This window comes from Methanoregula sp. PtaB.Bin085 (assembly GCF_002067035.1).
In the GTDB taxonomy this organism is placed as follows: Archaea; Halobacteriota; Methanomicrobia; order Methanomicrobiales; family Methanospirillaceae; genus Methanoregula.
The window spans coordinates 99,120-113,960 of record NZ_MVQB01000016.1 but is presented as its reverse complement, the minus strand read 5'-3'; the positions used below and the strand labels follow the sequence as shown (position 1 = coordinate 113,960).

General features: G+C 57.2%; 18 protein-coding genes. 9 read left to right on the top strand and 9 right to left on the bottom strand.

Features of this window, described 5'->3' with window-relative positions; genetic code table 11:
* The first annotated feature begins 191 nt into the window (after positions 1-191).
* Positions 192-1,163, top strand: a complete 972-nt coding sequence (locus tag A4E33_RS03240; protein ID WP_292346242.1) for a HEAT repeat domain-containing protein — start codon at positions 192-194, stop codon at positions 1,161-1,163.
* Positions 1,164-1,192: 29 nt separating this feature from the next.
* Here A4E33_RS03240 and A4E33_RS03235 read toward each other — a convergent pair whose 3' ends face one another.
* From A4E33_RS03235 to cutA, 6 genes are all read right to left on the bottom strand, one after another.
* Positions 1,193-1,591: a response regulator gene (locus A4E33_RS03235; protein WP_292346241.1), complete on the bottom strand. Its 399-nt coding sequence runs from the start codon at positions 1,589-1,591 to the stop codon at positions 1,193-1,195.
* Between the two features lie 131 nt (positions 1,592-1,722).
* Complete coding sequence (locus tag A4E33_RS03230; RefSeq protein ID WP_292346240.1) at positions 1,723-1,998, bottom strand: DUF1894 domain-containing protein; 276 nt, start codon at positions 1,996-1,998, stop codon at positions 1,723-1,725.
* A complete protein-coding gene (locus tag A4E33_RS03225) occupies positions 1,986-2,459 on the bottom strand; it encodes a DUF1890 domain-containing protein (RefSeq protein ID WP_292346239.1) in 474 nt (157 codons plus the stop codon). The genes A4E33_RS03230 and A4E33_RS03225 overlap by 13 nt, the downstream gene beginning before the upstream one ends.
* A complete protein-coding gene (locus A4E33_RS14695) occupies positions 2,456-2,905 on the bottom strand; it encodes a formate dehydrogenase accessory sulfurtransferase FdhD (RefSeq protein WP_363053720.1) in 450 nt (149 codons plus the stop codon). Before A4E33_RS14695 ends, A4E33_RS03225 begins: the two co-directional genes overlap by 4 nt.
* A gap of 200 nt (positions 2,906-3,105) precedes the next feature.
* Entirely contained in the window at positions 3,106-3,273 is a 168-nt protein-coding gene (locus tag A4E33_RS03215) for a hypothetical protein (protein ID WP_292346237.1), read from the bottom strand.
* A complete protein-coding gene (gene cutA / locus A4E33_RS03210; RefSeq protein WP_292346236.1) occupies positions 3,270-3,614 on the bottom strand; it encodes a divalent-cation tolerance protein CutA in 345 nt (114 codons plus the stop codon). The genes A4E33_RS03215 and cutA overlap by 4 nt, the downstream gene beginning before the upstream one ends.
* 95 nt (positions 3,615-3,709) lie before the next feature.
* Between cutA and A4E33_RS03205 the strand changes: the two genes are divergently transcribed.
* From A4E33_RS03205 to A4E33_RS03190, 4 genes are all read left to right on the top strand, one after another.
* Positions 3,710-4,858, top strand: coding sequence for an LL-diaminopimelate aminotransferase (locus A4E33_RS03205; RefSeq protein WP_292346235.1), 1,149 nt, complete (start codon positions 3,710-3,712; stop codon positions 4,856-4,858).
* A 110-nt stretch (positions 4,859-4,968) separates the two neighbouring features.
* Entirely contained in the window at positions 4,969-6,258 is a 1,290-nt protein-coding gene (locus A4E33_RS03200) for a nucleic acid-binding protein (protein ID WP_292346234.1), read from the top strand.
* Between the two features lie 80 nt (positions 6,259-6,338).
* Complete coding sequence (gene radA / locus A4E33_RS03195) at positions 6,339-7,316, top strand: DNA repair and recombination protein RadA (RefSeq protein ID WP_292346233.1); 978 nt, start codon at positions 6,339-6,341, stop codon at positions 7,314-7,316.
* A complete protein-coding gene (locus tag A4E33_RS03190) occupies positions 7,310-8,008 on the top strand; it encodes a phosphoglycolate phosphatase (protein ID WP_292346232.1) in 699 nt (232 codons plus the stop codon). Before radA ends, A4E33_RS03190 begins: the two co-directional genes overlap by 7 nt.
* Here A4E33_RS03190 and A4E33_RS03185 read toward each other — a convergent pair.
* From A4E33_RS03185 to A4E33_RS03175, 3 genes are all read right to left on the bottom strand, one after another.
* Complete coding sequence (locus A4E33_RS03185; protein ID WP_292346231.1) at positions 7,990-8,244, bottom strand: PRC-barrel domain-containing protein; 255 nt, start codon at positions 8,242-8,244, stop codon at positions 7,990-7,992. The genes A4E33_RS03190 and A4E33_RS03185 overlap by 19 nt on opposite strands.
* 85 nt (positions 8,245-8,329) lie before the next feature.
* Entirely contained in the window at positions 8,330-8,557 is a 228-nt protein-coding gene (locus tag A4E33_RS03180) for a histone (protein WP_363053692.1), read from the bottom strand.
* Between the two features lie 389 nt (positions 8,558-8,946).
* Entirely contained in the window at positions 8,947-9,825 is an 879-nt protein-coding gene (locus tag A4E33_RS03175; RefSeq protein WP_292346230.1) for a CBS domain-containing protein, read from the bottom strand.
* Between the two features lie 61 nt (positions 9,826-9,886).
* Between A4E33_RS03175 and A4E33_RS03170 the strand changes: the two genes are divergently transcribed.
* The 4 genes from A4E33_RS03170 to A4E33_RS03155 all read left to right on the top strand — a co-directional run bounded on the left by A4E33_RS03170 (position 9,887) and on the right by A4E33_RS03155 (position 14,742).
* Positions 9,887-10,936 (top strand): GTPase, encoded by a 1,050-nt coding sequence (locus tag A4E33_RS03170; protein ID WP_292346229.1) that lies wholly within the window; start codon positions 9,887-9,889, stop codon positions 10,934-10,936.
* 198 nt (positions 10,937-11,134) lie between these two features.
* On the top strand, positions 11,135-11,668 hold the full coding sequence (locus A4E33_RS03165; protein WP_292346228.1) for an NYN domain-containing protein: 534 nt from the start codon (positions 11,135-11,137) through the stop codon (positions 11,666-11,668).
* Between the two features lie 156 nt (positions 11,669-11,824).
* Complete coding sequence (locus A4E33_RS03160) at positions 11,825-13,039, top strand: cation:proton antiporter (RefSeq protein WP_292346227.1); 1,215 nt, start codon at positions 11,825-11,827, stop codon at positions 13,037-13,039.
* Between the two features lie 284 nt (positions 13,040-13,323).
* A complete protein-coding gene (locus tag A4E33_RS03155; RefSeq protein ID WP_292346226.1) occupies positions 13,324-14,742 on the top strand; it encodes a DASS family sodium-coupled anion symporter in 1,419 nt (472 codons plus the stop codon).
* Positions 14,743-14,841: the final 99 nt, after the last annotated feature.

The window sequence follows — 14,841 nt, the reverse complement described above, 5'->3', positions numbered from 1 at the left end:
GTGTAAATAGATTGTCATCGTATCAATACTCGTCTGTTTCCGGATACCGGGGCGGTGTGATTTCCAGTCCGTCCTTCCCTTCCCAATCGACCCACCCAATCCATCCCGGACCGGGTTATATTGATATAGAGAGGCGTCTTCTATCTTTTTTACACCCTGCCGGATAGTACCGGTGGAAGCCGGGCCCCGGTATGGCAGGAACGAGGAACGGAAAACAGGCTGCACAGCAAAGGATTTTACTGTACGCTACGGCAAAGGAGGGGGAAGCTCTGTATACGAACGACCTGATGTCAGATAAACGGGCATATTCCATACATACGACCAGCGGCATGGATATGGACGGCCTGATCAAGGCCATACGCCATACGAATCTCGGTATCCGATGGAGAGCCGCGCTTGCCCTCGGTGATATCGGGGAACCCGCAGTCAAACCCCTGATCCGTGCCCTCAAGGAGACCGATCAGGATGTCCGGTGGCTCGCCGGCCTTGCTCTCGGACGGATTGGTGCTGCTGCCATCCCCCAGCTTATCCGTGCCATGTCTGAGAACGATTACGATGTCCGGTGGCATGCAACGCGGGTCCTTGCCGAGATCGGGGAACCGGCGATCAAGCCCCTCATCGCTGCACTGCAGGAAGAGGACAGTGATGTCCAGTGGAGGAGTGCGTTTGCCCTTTCGCTTATCGGGAAACCTGCCGTCGAACCGCTTATCACCTCCCTGAAAAGCCGGAAATGGTGGGTCAGGGTCAGGGCGATCTGGGCGCTGGGGGAGATCCGTGACAAACGGGCCGTCGAACCCCTGATCCAGTCAGTCAACGACCAGGACTGGTATGTACGCTGGAGCGCGGCGGATGCACTCGGCAAGATCGGCGACAAGCGTGCGGCCATGTGTCTTGGCAAGGCACTGAAGGAGTCAGACTCGTTTGTCCAGGTCCCGTCTATCTGGGCGCTTGGCAAGCTGGGGAGCGGCGCACCGGTGGATTCCCTCATCCAGTCCCTGAAAAATTCCGACTGGTATGTCCGCTGGGGTGCCGTTGAGGCCCTCGGGAACATCGGCGATGAGCGGGCGCTCGAACCGGTCAGGAAACTTCTCCACGACAAGGACGAGTATGTCCGCAGGGCAGCAGAAGACGCGATCCGGAAGATCGAGAGCAAAAACAGCTGAGCAGGCCGGCTGCGGTACCGGATTCCCGGTCAATTTTTCTGAATCTGTTGTTCAAGGATCTCCTTGAGATCGCTGATCTTATAGGGTTTCGAGAGCTTTCCCGAGAACCCGTACTGCTGGTAGTTCTGTACTGCCGGGTCACCGGAATACCCGGTTGAGATGATGGCCTTCACCGAGGGATCATAGGATTTGAGCAGGGCAATCGTGTCCTTCCCGCCAAGGCCGTCCGGGACCGACAGGTCGAGGATCACCAGGTCAAATGGAACGCCCGACTCCTTTTCCCGTTTATACAGGGCAAATGCAGCGGCACCGTCCCGTGCAAACATGACCTCGTACTCAAGGTACCTGAGCACTTCGAGCGTCACGTCGAGGATGATCTGTTCATCATCCATGAGAAGGACTTTTCCCTTGCCGGTCATACACACCATTCGGGTTTCTTGGATTATTCTTGGTGCAGGGAAATATATAGCATATTGTACCAGGTGCACCGGCAGGGCCAGTTGCTGCTGCACATTGCCCGGTCACCGGCTGCCGTTATTCCCATTCCCGACAGGAGAGCCTATTTTTTCCGGGCCCTGAGTCGTGCCGCTTCTTCCCGGTCCTCAACCCGCAGGAGGAATGTCCCATGGCAGGGTTTGGTGTACGGGAAGATGATAAAATCCCCGTCAAGGCCGATGGAGATTGGCGGCAGGCCGATAACGTGGACATCGAAGACCTTGAACCCGGGCGGGACATCAATATATTCCCTGAAATGGGATTTGATATAATCGCGGGACTCTTTGAATGTTGCATCACGCAGGACGATCTCGTAATTCATTGATTCTACGCATCCCATGGCTTCACCTCGTCGATCGCTTTTTTCAGGGGAAGGGGGTTGTGGACGGCTTTTGCCGCAATGGTCGTGCAGGGGAAATCGATCTTATGTACCTGGTCTTCAAAATGCTCGCCATAGACAAGCGTATAGAGCTTCGCCTTCGAGATGGCACCCATGGTCGCGGCATAGCTGACACCGGCATCGTTGTGGATGAAGACAAAGCAGAGATCGAAGTCCCTCTTCGCGTCAGATATCAGGGCAACCGCACGATCAAGATCCATGACCTCGCCCAGGTAATGGCGTTCCGTGTCGGCCACCACAAGCAGCGTGTTGGCTGCCTTGTTGCCGGCAACAACCGGGGTGATACCAGCTTTTTTCAGCCGGTTCAGCAGGTACAGTGCAATGGAGGTCTGCACAGGCACCTGCGGGCATCCTAAAACAAGGAGTGCTGTTCTTTGTCGGGCTGCCGTTTCGCTATTCACCCTTCATCAGTCCTGCCCTGCTGCATGTACACTCTCATTAACCGGTTCTTGGGAAATAACCTTGCGTAGCGGATATTTTTTTCGGACAGCGGGGATTCCGGGTATCCGTTCAGGACGGATACAGATGGTGAACCGGTCCCGCGCGAGGAACCGATGAGCGTAATCCCCGCGGATTCAGATGCCGCCATCACCCTGCCGGTTGACGCGGCACGCGAGACGATCCCCGGTGTCCCCGCGGGGGCGGACTTCCGGACTATACCGGCCGCCGGCCCGTACTGCTGATGACACTGCGGGAGAGGTTGATTCCGTTCAGCACAGCATACCCCCACCAGACTGTCCACGGCATTGTGCCTCCTCACATCGCTGCTCTTTGCGATCAACCGGCCATCCTGGAAGAACCCAGAGAAATGGACCCCGAGGGTCTTCATCCGGCGATCGCTCTCGATCTCCTTCGTAACCCCGATGACCTCATCGGGAGAGTGCCGGATATCCGAAACAACGCAGCCGGGCGTTGTAACAAAACTGAGGCCACCTTATAATCCCACTTCCCGCTTTGCCCGGCGCAGGTCGCAGCCGGTATCCCACCAGACGCGAAGACGGTCTCCCTCTCCCCTCACCGTGTCGGCACAGCGAAGGACCCCATCGCTCACCGGATGGCCGCGCCCGGTTCCCGCAGCAGGTCGCGGCTGGCCACCATCTCCGTTAGCGGCCTGTCGTTGAGCAGGAGATTGGACCGGTCTTCGACAACGACTGCATCATCGTTCTCCTGCGCATTCCCGCAATCGACCCGTGTGCTGCGGTGCGTGGAGATCATGTGCCGCACGTCTCCCCGTATACCCAGCCGATATACGGGGCATACCCTGCTGTTACCGGCAGGACGATGATCTCCGGTATCTCGTACGGGTGCACCATGCGGATCGCTCTGATGGCTTCCTCAGCAAGGCTCCGGCGGGTCTTGATGATAAGCAGGTGCTCCTCGTCATTACAGTTCTCCCCCTTCCACCGGTACAGGGACCGGACCGGGACGATGTTCACGCATGCGACAAGGCTGCTGCCAAGAAGTTTTTCTGCGATTGCCGCGGACTGGTCGGGAGGTACCGTGGAGAAGATCACGCAGATCTCCTGCCCACCTCCCGCATCGGTTTCTATCTCCATATGACTGGTGTTGCCCTTTCCGGGTCATAAGATTATACACGCCGTTCCCGCGGTGGGTAAACTTCTAGAGATACCGGCGCGAATAGTATGTGCCTATGTACGCGAGCAGAATGAGCAGTCTCCCGCCGTATCTTTTTGCACGGATCGACGAGATGAAAGCAGAACAGCGGAAGAAAGGTGCAGACCTCATAGACCTCGGTGTCGGCGACCCCGACCTCGCCACGCCGGCCCATATTGTGGAGGCACTCTGTACTGCCGCCAGGGACCCAAAGAACCACCACTACCCGGATTATGCCGGCATGCCGGCGTATCGCAGCGCCGTTGCCGGATGGTACAAAAAGCGCTTCGGCGTCACGCTCGATGCGGGAAAGGAGGTCCTCGCCCTGATGGGCTCCAAGGACGGCATCGCCCATATAGCGGAAGCCTTCGTCAACCCCGGCGACTATGTCCTCGCCCCGAGCCCCGGCTACCCGGTATACCGCACCGGCACACTCTTTGCCGAAGGAAAAGTCCATGAAATGCCCCTTCTCAGGGAGAATAACTTTATCCCCGTGCTCGCAGATATCCCGAAGAAGGTCGCAAAGAAGGCGAAGATCCTGTACATCAACTACCCGAACAACCCGACAGCGGCAGTTGCTCCGGACGGGTTCTACAGGGAGGTTGTTGACTTTGCCCGGGAGAACGATATCATCGTCGTGTCGGACAACGCGTACTCGGAGATCTCGTATGACGGCTACCGCGCCCCCTCGTTCCTCGAGACCCCCGGCGCCATGGAGGTCGGGATCGAGATGCACTCGCTCTCCAAGACGTACAACATGACCGGCTGGCGGATCGGGATGGCGGTCGGCAACGCGGATGTCATTGCAGGGCTCGGGCGGGTCAAGACCAACGTCGATTCAGGGGTCTTCGACGCGGTCCAGCACGCGGCCATCACCGCGCTTGGCGGACCGCAGGACTGCGTGAAGGACGCCTGCAGGATCTACCAGGAGCGGCGTGACGTGCTGGTGAAAGGGCTGCAGGGCCTCGGATTCAATGTCCCGCTGCCGAAAGCCACCTTCTATGTCTGGGTCCCCGTAAAGGACTGCATGGCTTTTGCCGGGCGGCTCCTGACGGAGGCGGCCATTGTCGCAACGCCGGGCGTCGGTTTCGGATCCAGCGGGGAAGGATATGTGCGGTTCGCGATTACCCGCGATGTCACCCGGATACAGGAAGCGATAGGCCGGATGCAGAGGATGAACCTGTGAGACTTCCGCACCACCGTGCCGTCAAGAGCGGGAATCTGCATACCGGCGTGCCGGACTGCGTTGCTTCCATGGAAGGTCTGCCCCGGAAGACGTGAAGGGAGGGATATCCCGTGCACTTCCACTACGCGCTGGTCGACGATCTCATCTCAAAGGAGGAGTTCGAACGGCGCGTGGAGAAGAAGATCGACGACTGCGGGGATCTCGTGGACGAACCGACAGCCGCCATGATGGTGGTCGGCGAACTCGGACGGGAACACGTGAAGATCCGTGGGCTGTCGGCAAAATCCAGCCTTTTCTCGTTTTTCGGGAAAGTCCTTGACAAGACCGAACCGAAGGAGTTCGATCGGGCCGATGGTGAGAAAGGATGGGTCGCCACGCTCCTTCTCGGGGACGAGACAGGCACCACCCGCGTTGTTCTCTGGGATGAGAAGGCCGGGGCTGCGCTGGATACCGCTATCGGGGACGTGCTCGAGGTAATCGGGCGCCACCCGGGGAAGAGTACGCATGAGATCTATGCTCTCGCCCTCCGGAAAGCCGGGTGTGAGATTACCTGCACGGTACCGGCCGGTGCCGGCGGGCTCTCGACAGAACCGGTGGAACGGGATGTGGTCCTGCTGGCGGTGGATCCACCCCGGACGTTCACGAAACGTGACGGCAGCACGGGCGAAATGACGGAGGCAGTTATCGGAGACAGGGAAGGCACTGCCCGGCTCGTGTCGTGGGCGCCTGCCCTGCTTGCCGGTTTTCCGGCCGGCACGACCGTCCATATCGTGAACATGAAACCCGGCAACCGCCCGGAAGGCCGGAATTTCAGCATCGATGAGAAGAGCAGCGTTGCTCCAACAGATGCAGCGGTTGTTGTGCCGTTCACACCCCTCCATTCTGTTCCAGATCAGGGAATATACTCTGTGAAAGGGAGGGTAAAACTGGTCCAGCAGCCGCGATCCTTTACCACCCGGAACGGATCTCAGTCCTGGGTGCGGAACATTATGATCCATGACACGGACGAAGAACTGAGAGTCGTGCTCTGGGGGGAGACGGCACTGATTCCTGTCGTGGCTGGCGACGAGGTCGAGATCTACCATGCCACGGCAAAGGCCGGGCGGTTCGGCGGGATCGAACTGGGCGTGGGAAGGGGGAGTGTATTCCGGGTGCTCCGGGAGATGGTCCGCCCGATTGAATTCTCCGGTACGATCATCGCCTGCCCGGGATCGGTTTTCATCGATAACGGGTCCGAACGGTACCTTATCGAAGGAACCTTTGTTCACGGGACCGAGATAAAGGTCCGGGGCATCCTGTCCGGCAGCAGGATCATCCCGGAGCAGACGGAACATGTTGTTCCCGATGCCGCTACGGTGCTTGCCGATCTCCGGAAGTTCAGGGAAGAGCTGAAATCCTGACCATCACTTTCACCCTGCGCAGAACGGGGGTTTATATCCCAGTCTTTAACATGTTGTTGTGCCATAGGAGTGTATAAGAAATGGCTGAAGGACCACTCGAAATTGAAGATTTACCGGGCGTCGGCCCGAGCACTGCAGACAAGCTCCGGGAAGCCGGTTACCTCTCTGTCGAGAGCATCGCAACAGCATCACCCGCGGAACTCTCCGAGGTTTCTGAGATCTCCGAATCCACAGCCAAGAAGATCATCAAGGCTGCCCGCGAAGCGGCAGATGTCGGCGGATTCAAGACCGGCAAGGACATCTTCGAACAGCGCAAGGATGTCAGGAAACTCTCGTTCCGCGTTCCCGAGCTCGACACCCTGCTCGGCGGGGGTATGGAGACGCAGGCCATCACGGAGCTATATGGTGAATTCGGTTCCGGTAAGAGCCAGATCGTCCACCAGATGGCAGTGAATGTCCAGCTTCCAACGGAGCATGGCGGGCTGGAGGGCAGCGCTATTTATATCGACACGGAGAACACGTTCCGCCCCGAGCGTATCGAGCAGATGGTCAACGGCCTTGGTATTGACGACGTGCCCGATGTCCAGGAATTTTTGAACAATATTCATATCGCCCGGGCGCATACGTCCGACCACCAGATGCTCCTCATCGACAACTCCCGCGAGCTTGCGGGCGAACTCAGGACAAGCGATAAGCCGGTCAAGCTCTTCATCATCGACTCCCTCACCGCGCACTTCCGTGCAGAATATGCCGGCAGGGGAACCCTTGCCGCCCGGCAGCAGAAACTGAACCGCCACATGCACGAGCTCTTCAAGCTCATCGACGAGCACAATGCTGTCGGACTTGTTACCAACCAGGTCATGTCCAACCCTGCCGTCTTCTTCGGTGATCCGACGAAGCCCATCGGAGGCAACATCGTCGGCCACACGGCAACCTTCCGACTCTATCTCCGGAAGAGCAAGGGAGGCAAGCGCATCGCACGTCTCGTGGACAGCCCCAACCTGCCCGAGGGAGAAGCACCATTCATGGTCGAAGAGGCTGGTCTCAAATCGTGCTGAAGGCGCTCCTCACGGATATCGACGGGACAATAACGACACCCGACCGGAGGATATGTACCGGATCCATCGAACTGATCCGATCCCTGATCGACAGCGGTACCGAAGTCGTGCTGGCGAGCGGGAATACCCCCTGTTTTATGGATGCCCTCTGCAAAATGATCGGTACGAAAGGGACGTACATTGCCGAGAACGGGGGAGTATTCCGGATCGGTTACACCGGCCAGCCGGTTATCCGGGGGAACCAGGTCGTTGTCAGGACTGCGCTGAAGACGGTGCAGGACCATTTTTCAGAGCAGGGAATTGCCCTCGATCTCTACAGTCCCACGTACCGCTTCTCGGACCTTGCTTTCGCACGGACAGTGTCCGCAGACGAGGTGCGATCGGTGCTCCGGGATCATCCCGTGCAGGTCATCGATACCGGGTATGCAATCCACCTGCAGGTACCGGGGATCAACAAGGGGACCGCACTCGTGGACCTCGCGGGAAGGATGGGCCTTGCCCCAACCGACTTCCTTGCCATCGGCGACTCGGTGAACGACATCCAGATGCTGAAGACTGCCGGCATCGGCATCACCGTGGCAAATGCACACCCGGATACGAAAGCTGCAGCGCAGTATGTTGCAAAAAAAGCGTATGGGGACGGGTTTGTTGAAGCGGTTGAAAAATATTCTTCTTATTTCCGGGCAAGGTAGCGGTCAACGACGATATAGTCCTTGATGTCCTTGACTGCCTCGAAGGGGATAAGAAGGAGCTTGTCGTCCTCGAGGGTGTAGCCCTCCGTGGAGAAGGACTGGTCCGGGTGGATGATCATTTCCTGAACCTGGCCGGAGTCGAAATCAACCCGGATGTTCTTTAATGTCCCGATGAGCTTCCCGTCATTGCTCATGATCTTTTTTCTTGAAAGGCTGCGGGCAAATACACGAGTCATAAAAAAAAGAGCGACGTATAAATATATAAACTGTTCTAAAACCGTAAGAAAAAGAGTATTTTCTCAATTGAAATGTGCCGGGACGTTATTTGAACATTTCAGCGGCCATGCGGATGTCTGCGCCGCGAAGGGTCTTCCTGCCGGCATGATCGGACATCTTCTTTGCCTCCTTGGCGAGGAACATCCCGTACTCCTCCATCAGCTGGGCAAGGGTCTCCGTGGCGTCAGCGCTGACCCGGTCCGCACCAGCCTTTTTGATGATCCGCTCAACGGCAGCCTGCGATAATTCGGTCATGATCCTGATTCCTCCCATACCATTTCACTCAAATTATGTAAAGATATTGCGTTTGCTGCCGAAGGCTGGCAGTGGCTGAGAGGGGCTCTGGAAGGTTCTCACCCGCGAAGCCTTCGCAAATACTTCGAAATTCTGTGATTATTAACCCGGTTAATGCTCTTTTACGACAAATATATGATCGCCCCCCTTGCGCCAGCCCTGCCCCCGTCGGGGGCGGGGGCGCTTAGGATTGCCCGCTCATTACCTGTTATTCAACCACTCTGATTTTATGTACAGGTAATACGGCGTTATCGCAATGAGGGGATGCCCCAGCGGCGGGGGCGGAGCCGCCTGGCGACGCCCCCAAGAGCGTCAGAAATTTACTGATAGGATTTCGATCGAATATTACCGGTCATTCCTCCGCGGTCCTACAGCGAAGGAAACACCCGGATGACGTCCGACTGGGTGAGGATACCAACCGGTTTTTTGTCCTCGACAACGATCAGCCGGCCGATCTCCCGTTCCTTGAACCTTCGTATGACTTCAAAAAGTTTCACATCAGAGGAGATCTCTTCGACTTCGGGAGTCATCACTTCCGAGACCGGCGTGGTCAGGGGGAGATGATTCTCGATGGCACTCGCGATATCGCTCATGGTGACGATCCCCGAGAGAACACCATCCTCGATGACAGGGGCACCATGAATGCGTTCGTGGTTGAAGAAGACCAGTGCATCATGGAGGGTATCGAGGCTCCGGAGGGTCTTGAGGGGCGTTGACATGTAATTCCGGATGGGCTGCTTGGGGAGGGAGATCATCTCCGATGTCGCAATGAGGAGGGACTGCTTTGCCTCGTCCTTGCCGAAGACCTCGCCCCGGATCAGGAGCTTGTTGACCGGTGTCGGGCCGATAGTGATCTGGTCTCCGATCTCGAAAAGTTTGGCGCTGCCCCGGAGCTTGATGACAGCATGGCAGATATCCGGGTGGCAGAGCGTGGTAAAATCGATCTCCTGGGCGCTTGCCCCCTGGATGACCTGTCCGTCCCTGCTGATGGGGACATCGTAATCGGCACCCGATATGTTCAGGTTAAGCTCATTGTAGGCAAGGGCGGTGGGGATGTACCCGCCCTTCGGGCCCGGGACACCGTCGACAAGGCCGATCGCTTTCAAAGCCTGCATCTGGTTGCGGACGGTTCCCGGGTTCCGCTGGATCCTTTCTGCGATATCCTCTCCCTTGATCGAGTGCGAATGCTGGTGATAGAGAGTGATGAGGGTGATGAGGATATCGCGCTGGATGAGGGAGAGGTCCATAACGATAATCCGTATGACAGTCCATCAATATATAGGTAGGCGATTTGTGGAATTCGAAACAATGCCGACGGTGCCGACAGCCGACGAGATCCTTGACCGGAGCTTCCGCCGTGCGGCAAAGAAGATGCAGGAGAAGGAGAATAAGGAGCGGGCCAACACCGAATTCGTCCGCGCCGTGGGTGCCGCGATCCACGACCGCATGGTGTACATCATCCGGGGATTTCCCGAGTTCGAGAAACTTCCTCCGTTCTACCGGGAGATGGCCGACATCCTCTTCGGGATCGACCGGATAAAACAGTCGCTCGGTGCCGTCGGCTGGGCGGCGAAGCACACCAAGATGGTGGGGAACCAGCTCGTGCTCCAGTCGCGGAGGGCCGAGGATACGCAGGTCATCCGCAAGCGTGCAGTAGCCCGCCTCGCCTCGATGGTCCACCAGATCGACAAGGACCTGCATTTCCTCAACGAGGTCCGGAACACCCTGCGCCAGCTTCCGCACGTGGAGGACGCCTTCACGGTCGTCATCGCCGGGTATCCCAATGTCGGGAAATCCTCGTTCATCCGCCGTGTCTCATCCGCGGAACCGGAGGTGGCTTCCTACCCATTCACAACCAAGGGCATCATCGTGGGGCACCGGAATATCGGACGGGGAACGATCCAGTTCGTGGACACGCCCGGGATTCTCGACCGGCCCGCGGAGGAGCGGAACGCCATCGAGAAGCAGGCGCTGTCGGCCATGATGAACATCGCGAGCGTCGTGCTCTTCATCCTCGATCCTTCTGAACACTGCGGGTACCCGATGGAGATGCAGCTTCGGCTTCTCGAGGACGTGAAAGGCATGGTGAGATCTCCCGTCATCGTTGTCGCGAACAAGTCCGACCTTACAACCGCGGACGGGTACACGGCCATGTCCACGCAGTCGGGCGATGGGATCGATGTGGTGCTTGAATCCATTCTCAGCCAGCAGCCGAAACGAACCGAGGAGGACCGGCTGAAGGAAATCCGGGCGCCCATCGTTCACGCGGAGGATGCGCCGGAGATCGATCCGGTGACGGGAAGGGTTAAGCGGAAGAGGATCCGGAGGCCGAGGAAGCCGAGGACGAAGACGGAATAGGTTAAAAAACACAACCGGCATCCGTTTTATCCCAAGTAAAAAACTTATATACTGTTGTATACAATTAGTTATTGTATTATTTCCCCACCTTGCCCTGCAATGTGGGTCTATTAACCCCGGGGGGTTATTTTATAACCCCCTGAACTTTACTATTCTCATATAATTCATCCATAGAGTAAATACCAGGAAGTATTGAACTTGTCACAGAAAGTGTGCGTTTTCATTGACGGGAGTAATTTTTACCATGGTCTGAAAGAAAATTTTGGTAACACCCATATCGATTTTTACAAACTGAGCACGTCACTCTGCGGTCCGGACAGGATGCTGGTCAGGACATACTACTATAATGCACCCGTTAACAAGGAAGACGATGAGGAGATGTACAAACACCAGCAACGGTTCTTCGCCAGTCTTGATGCAACACCATACCTCACAAAAAAACTGGGACGCCTGGAACACCGGGATGGTTCGGTTGTTGAGAAGGGTGTTGACATTTTCCTCGCTGTTGACATGCTGAAATATGCCTATAACAATTCATACGATGTAGCAATCCTGATTAGCAGCGACGGTGATTTTTCCGAGGCGGTTAATGCCGTGAAGGATCTTGGGAAACATGTTGAGTACGCTCATTTTTCCTCCGGTCAGTCAAAGCACCTGCTTGCCTGCAGTGACCGGCATATTCTTCTTACGAATGATTTGTTAAACAGGTGTCTGACTCCGAAGAAGAGTTGATCTATCCCTGTTTATCTCAAGCCAATACATGGGGAGTGAGTTACCTTCCCCCTTACATTGCCAGGTATCGCTGTCACTATCCGTTTCATGATCAGGGTTCAGAATTTTCTGGGAAAACCGGAAAAGGTTTTTACTCTTCCTTCCAAGGTATTGCCGATGGAAAGCATTTTCGCCCTTCCCGAGTTCCAGATGAGCCTGCTCCTTTTCGTGGCGCTCGGAGGATACCTGATCGCATCGCGCATCAACCAGTCCGCTGTCATCGGCCTGATCCTTGTCGGCCTCATTGTCGGCCCGAGCGCACTGGGCTGGATCACGTATACCGATTTCGTCCGGGGCCTCGCCCACCTCGGGGCAGTCATCCTCCTCTTTGTCATCGGCCTCGAGTTCAATGTCAAAGAGATCCTCTCGCTCCGGAACGGCGTGATTGCCGGTGTCGGCGTTATTATACCGTGGATTGGGGGGTACTGGATCTCGCTGGTCTTCGGGTTCAGTACCGCAAGCGCAATCTTCATCGGTACTGCCCTTACGGCAACCAGCATCGCAATTACGGCGAACGTGCTGAAGGAGATGGGAAAACTCCAGACCGGGGCGGCAAAGGCAATCATCGGCGCGGCAGTCATCGACGATGTTCTCAGCCTGCTCGCTCTTGCGATCAGCACCGATGTGGTGAGCGGCACCCTCTCCGCTGCGGGGATTGCATTTGTGGCTGCGAAAGCCGTAGCGTTTATTGTCATCGGAGGGGCATTCGGCATCTTTGTTGTCAGTAAATACATCGGGAGGCTGGATGAGACCGGGTTCTGCAAAAAGTTCCCGGAGTTCATCTTCATCTTCGCGATGATGGTGGCGTTCCTCTACGCGATGTGCGCAGAAGCTGTCGGGCTGTCCGCGATTGTCGGGGCGTTCATTGCCGGCGTCTCGTTCGAGCGGGTTGAAGTGTCCCACAGCCGGAGCTTCAGGGAGGGGGCGGAGTACCTCCAGATCATCTTTGCCTCGATCTTCTTCGTATCGCTTGGCATCCTCGCCGATATCCATACCGTCACACCGGAGATTGCCCTGTTCCTCGTGGTCCTGACCATTGTTGCAATCCTCACCAAGGTCATCGGCTGCGGCCTGCCGGCCACCCTGATGGGGCTGTGCCGGAAGGACGGGCTTATCGTCGGTTTCGGCATGGCGCCCCGCGGCGAAGTTGCGATGATCGTTGCCCTCATCGGGCTTGAAGCAAAGGTGATTGACCAGAGCGTCTATGTTGTGCTCGTGCTCATGAGCCTGCTCACAACCATCATCACCCCGATCGTGTACCGGAACTGGTTTTTCCGGGGCGAGTACTGCACATACGATGCCAGCGGGAAATGTGTCGACGGGGGGAAATAATCCCGTTCCTTTTTTGCTCCTTTCAGTTTCACCTGCCGGATGCCGGGAACGCCTGCACCGAAAATCCCCGGATTGACCTATCCGGATCAATGGTTTTATTGGCAGGAGATGCACGACAGATACCTGAGTGAGACCCGACAGTGATGAAGGAAAAGAGCCATGTCCCATGGCCTGCACAGAACCGCACCGTACTCTGGATAAAGGGGAGGTCTGATCCTTGTGCAGGGTATTATATTGAAAAACGGATTGAAGAATGACCGTACCCGCATTCCGGATCTGATATCGTGACGGAATCCCCGCTGCTGTCAGAACGGTCCCGGCGGGTTGCCGGCCTTATATGCGGGCCGCTCATCTTCCTCCTCATCCTGTTCTCCGGATCCGGCATCCTTTCGTGGGAGGCACGGATCGTTGCAGGTGGCACGCTCTGGATCATTGTCTGGTGGGTCACCGAAGCAGTGCCGATCGCTGCAGCGTCCCTCCTCCCGATCGTCATCTTCCCGCTCTCCGGAGTCATGGAAACCGGCACGGTCACCGCAGAATACGGGAATCCAATCGTCTTTCTGTTCATCGGCGGGTTCCTGATTGCGATAGCGTTGGAGAAGTGGAAGGTCCACACCCGGATCGCCCTGCAAATCATCAGCCTGATCGGCACCAGCCCGCGCCAAATTATCGGGGGGTTCCTCGCAGCCACCGCGTTCATGTCCGCGTGGATCAGCAACTCGGCGACTGCTCTCATGATGCTGCCCGTGGCTGCTGCCGTTACGACACGGTTTTCCCCCGGTGAAGGTGACGGGGAGTTCCGGACCGCACTGATGCTCGCGGTTGCCTACGGGGCCTCCATCGGGGGGATTGCAACCCTTGTCGGGTCCCCGCCGAACATGATCATGGCCGGGATGTACAGCACGCTCACGGGTTCCGGGATCTCGTTCCTTGAATGGTCAGCCTTTGCCACGCCGATCGCCGGGATCCTGCTTCTCCTTACCTGGATCTATCTCGTGTTTGCCGCCTTTCCCCAAATCAGGGGCGGTGAAACGACCGGTATCAACAACCAGATCCGGGAGATCGGGCCGGTCTCCACGGAAGAACGCCGGGTGCTGGGCGTTTTTTTCCTGACCGTTGCGCTCTGGATAACCCGGGCATTCTGGGGATCGTACTTCCCGATGGTGACGGACGCCGGCATCGCCGTGCTCGGTGCCGTCCTGCTGTTTCTCCTGCCGTCCGGCAGCGGCGGGCGGATCCTTGTCTGGGAAGATGCTGTCCGCCTCCCGTGGAGCATCGTCCTCCTCTTCGGCTGCGGGTTTGCCCTTGCAAAGGGGTTCGTGGACTCCGGCCTTGAATCGTGGATGGCCGGCCGGCTGAACCTGCTTGTTGGTGTCGACCCGCTGGTCCTGCTGTTCTTTGTCATCGTCATGATCCTGTTCCTGACCGAGGTCACCTCCAATACAGCCACTGCCACGATCTTCATGCCGGTTGCCGCAGTCCTTGCCACAGCCACAGGATCCAACCCTCTTTCCCTGATGGCGGCGGCAGCTCTCGCGTCCTCGCTCGCCTTCATGCTGCCCGTCGGGACACCGCCCAACGCGATCGTGTACGGATCGGGATACGTGACCATGCCGCATATGGTCCGGGCAGGCTTCTGGATGAACCTGATAAGTATCGTGGTCCTCATGATCTGCATCCCGCTGTTCATCGGCCGATCCTGAAGATCCCGGCCCGCGATTGGAGGGATCCTGCGGCGGTATGCGAAGGGTATGGCAGGGCATCCTCCTGCCCGTGAACATTGCCTTAAATAACCGGACTTC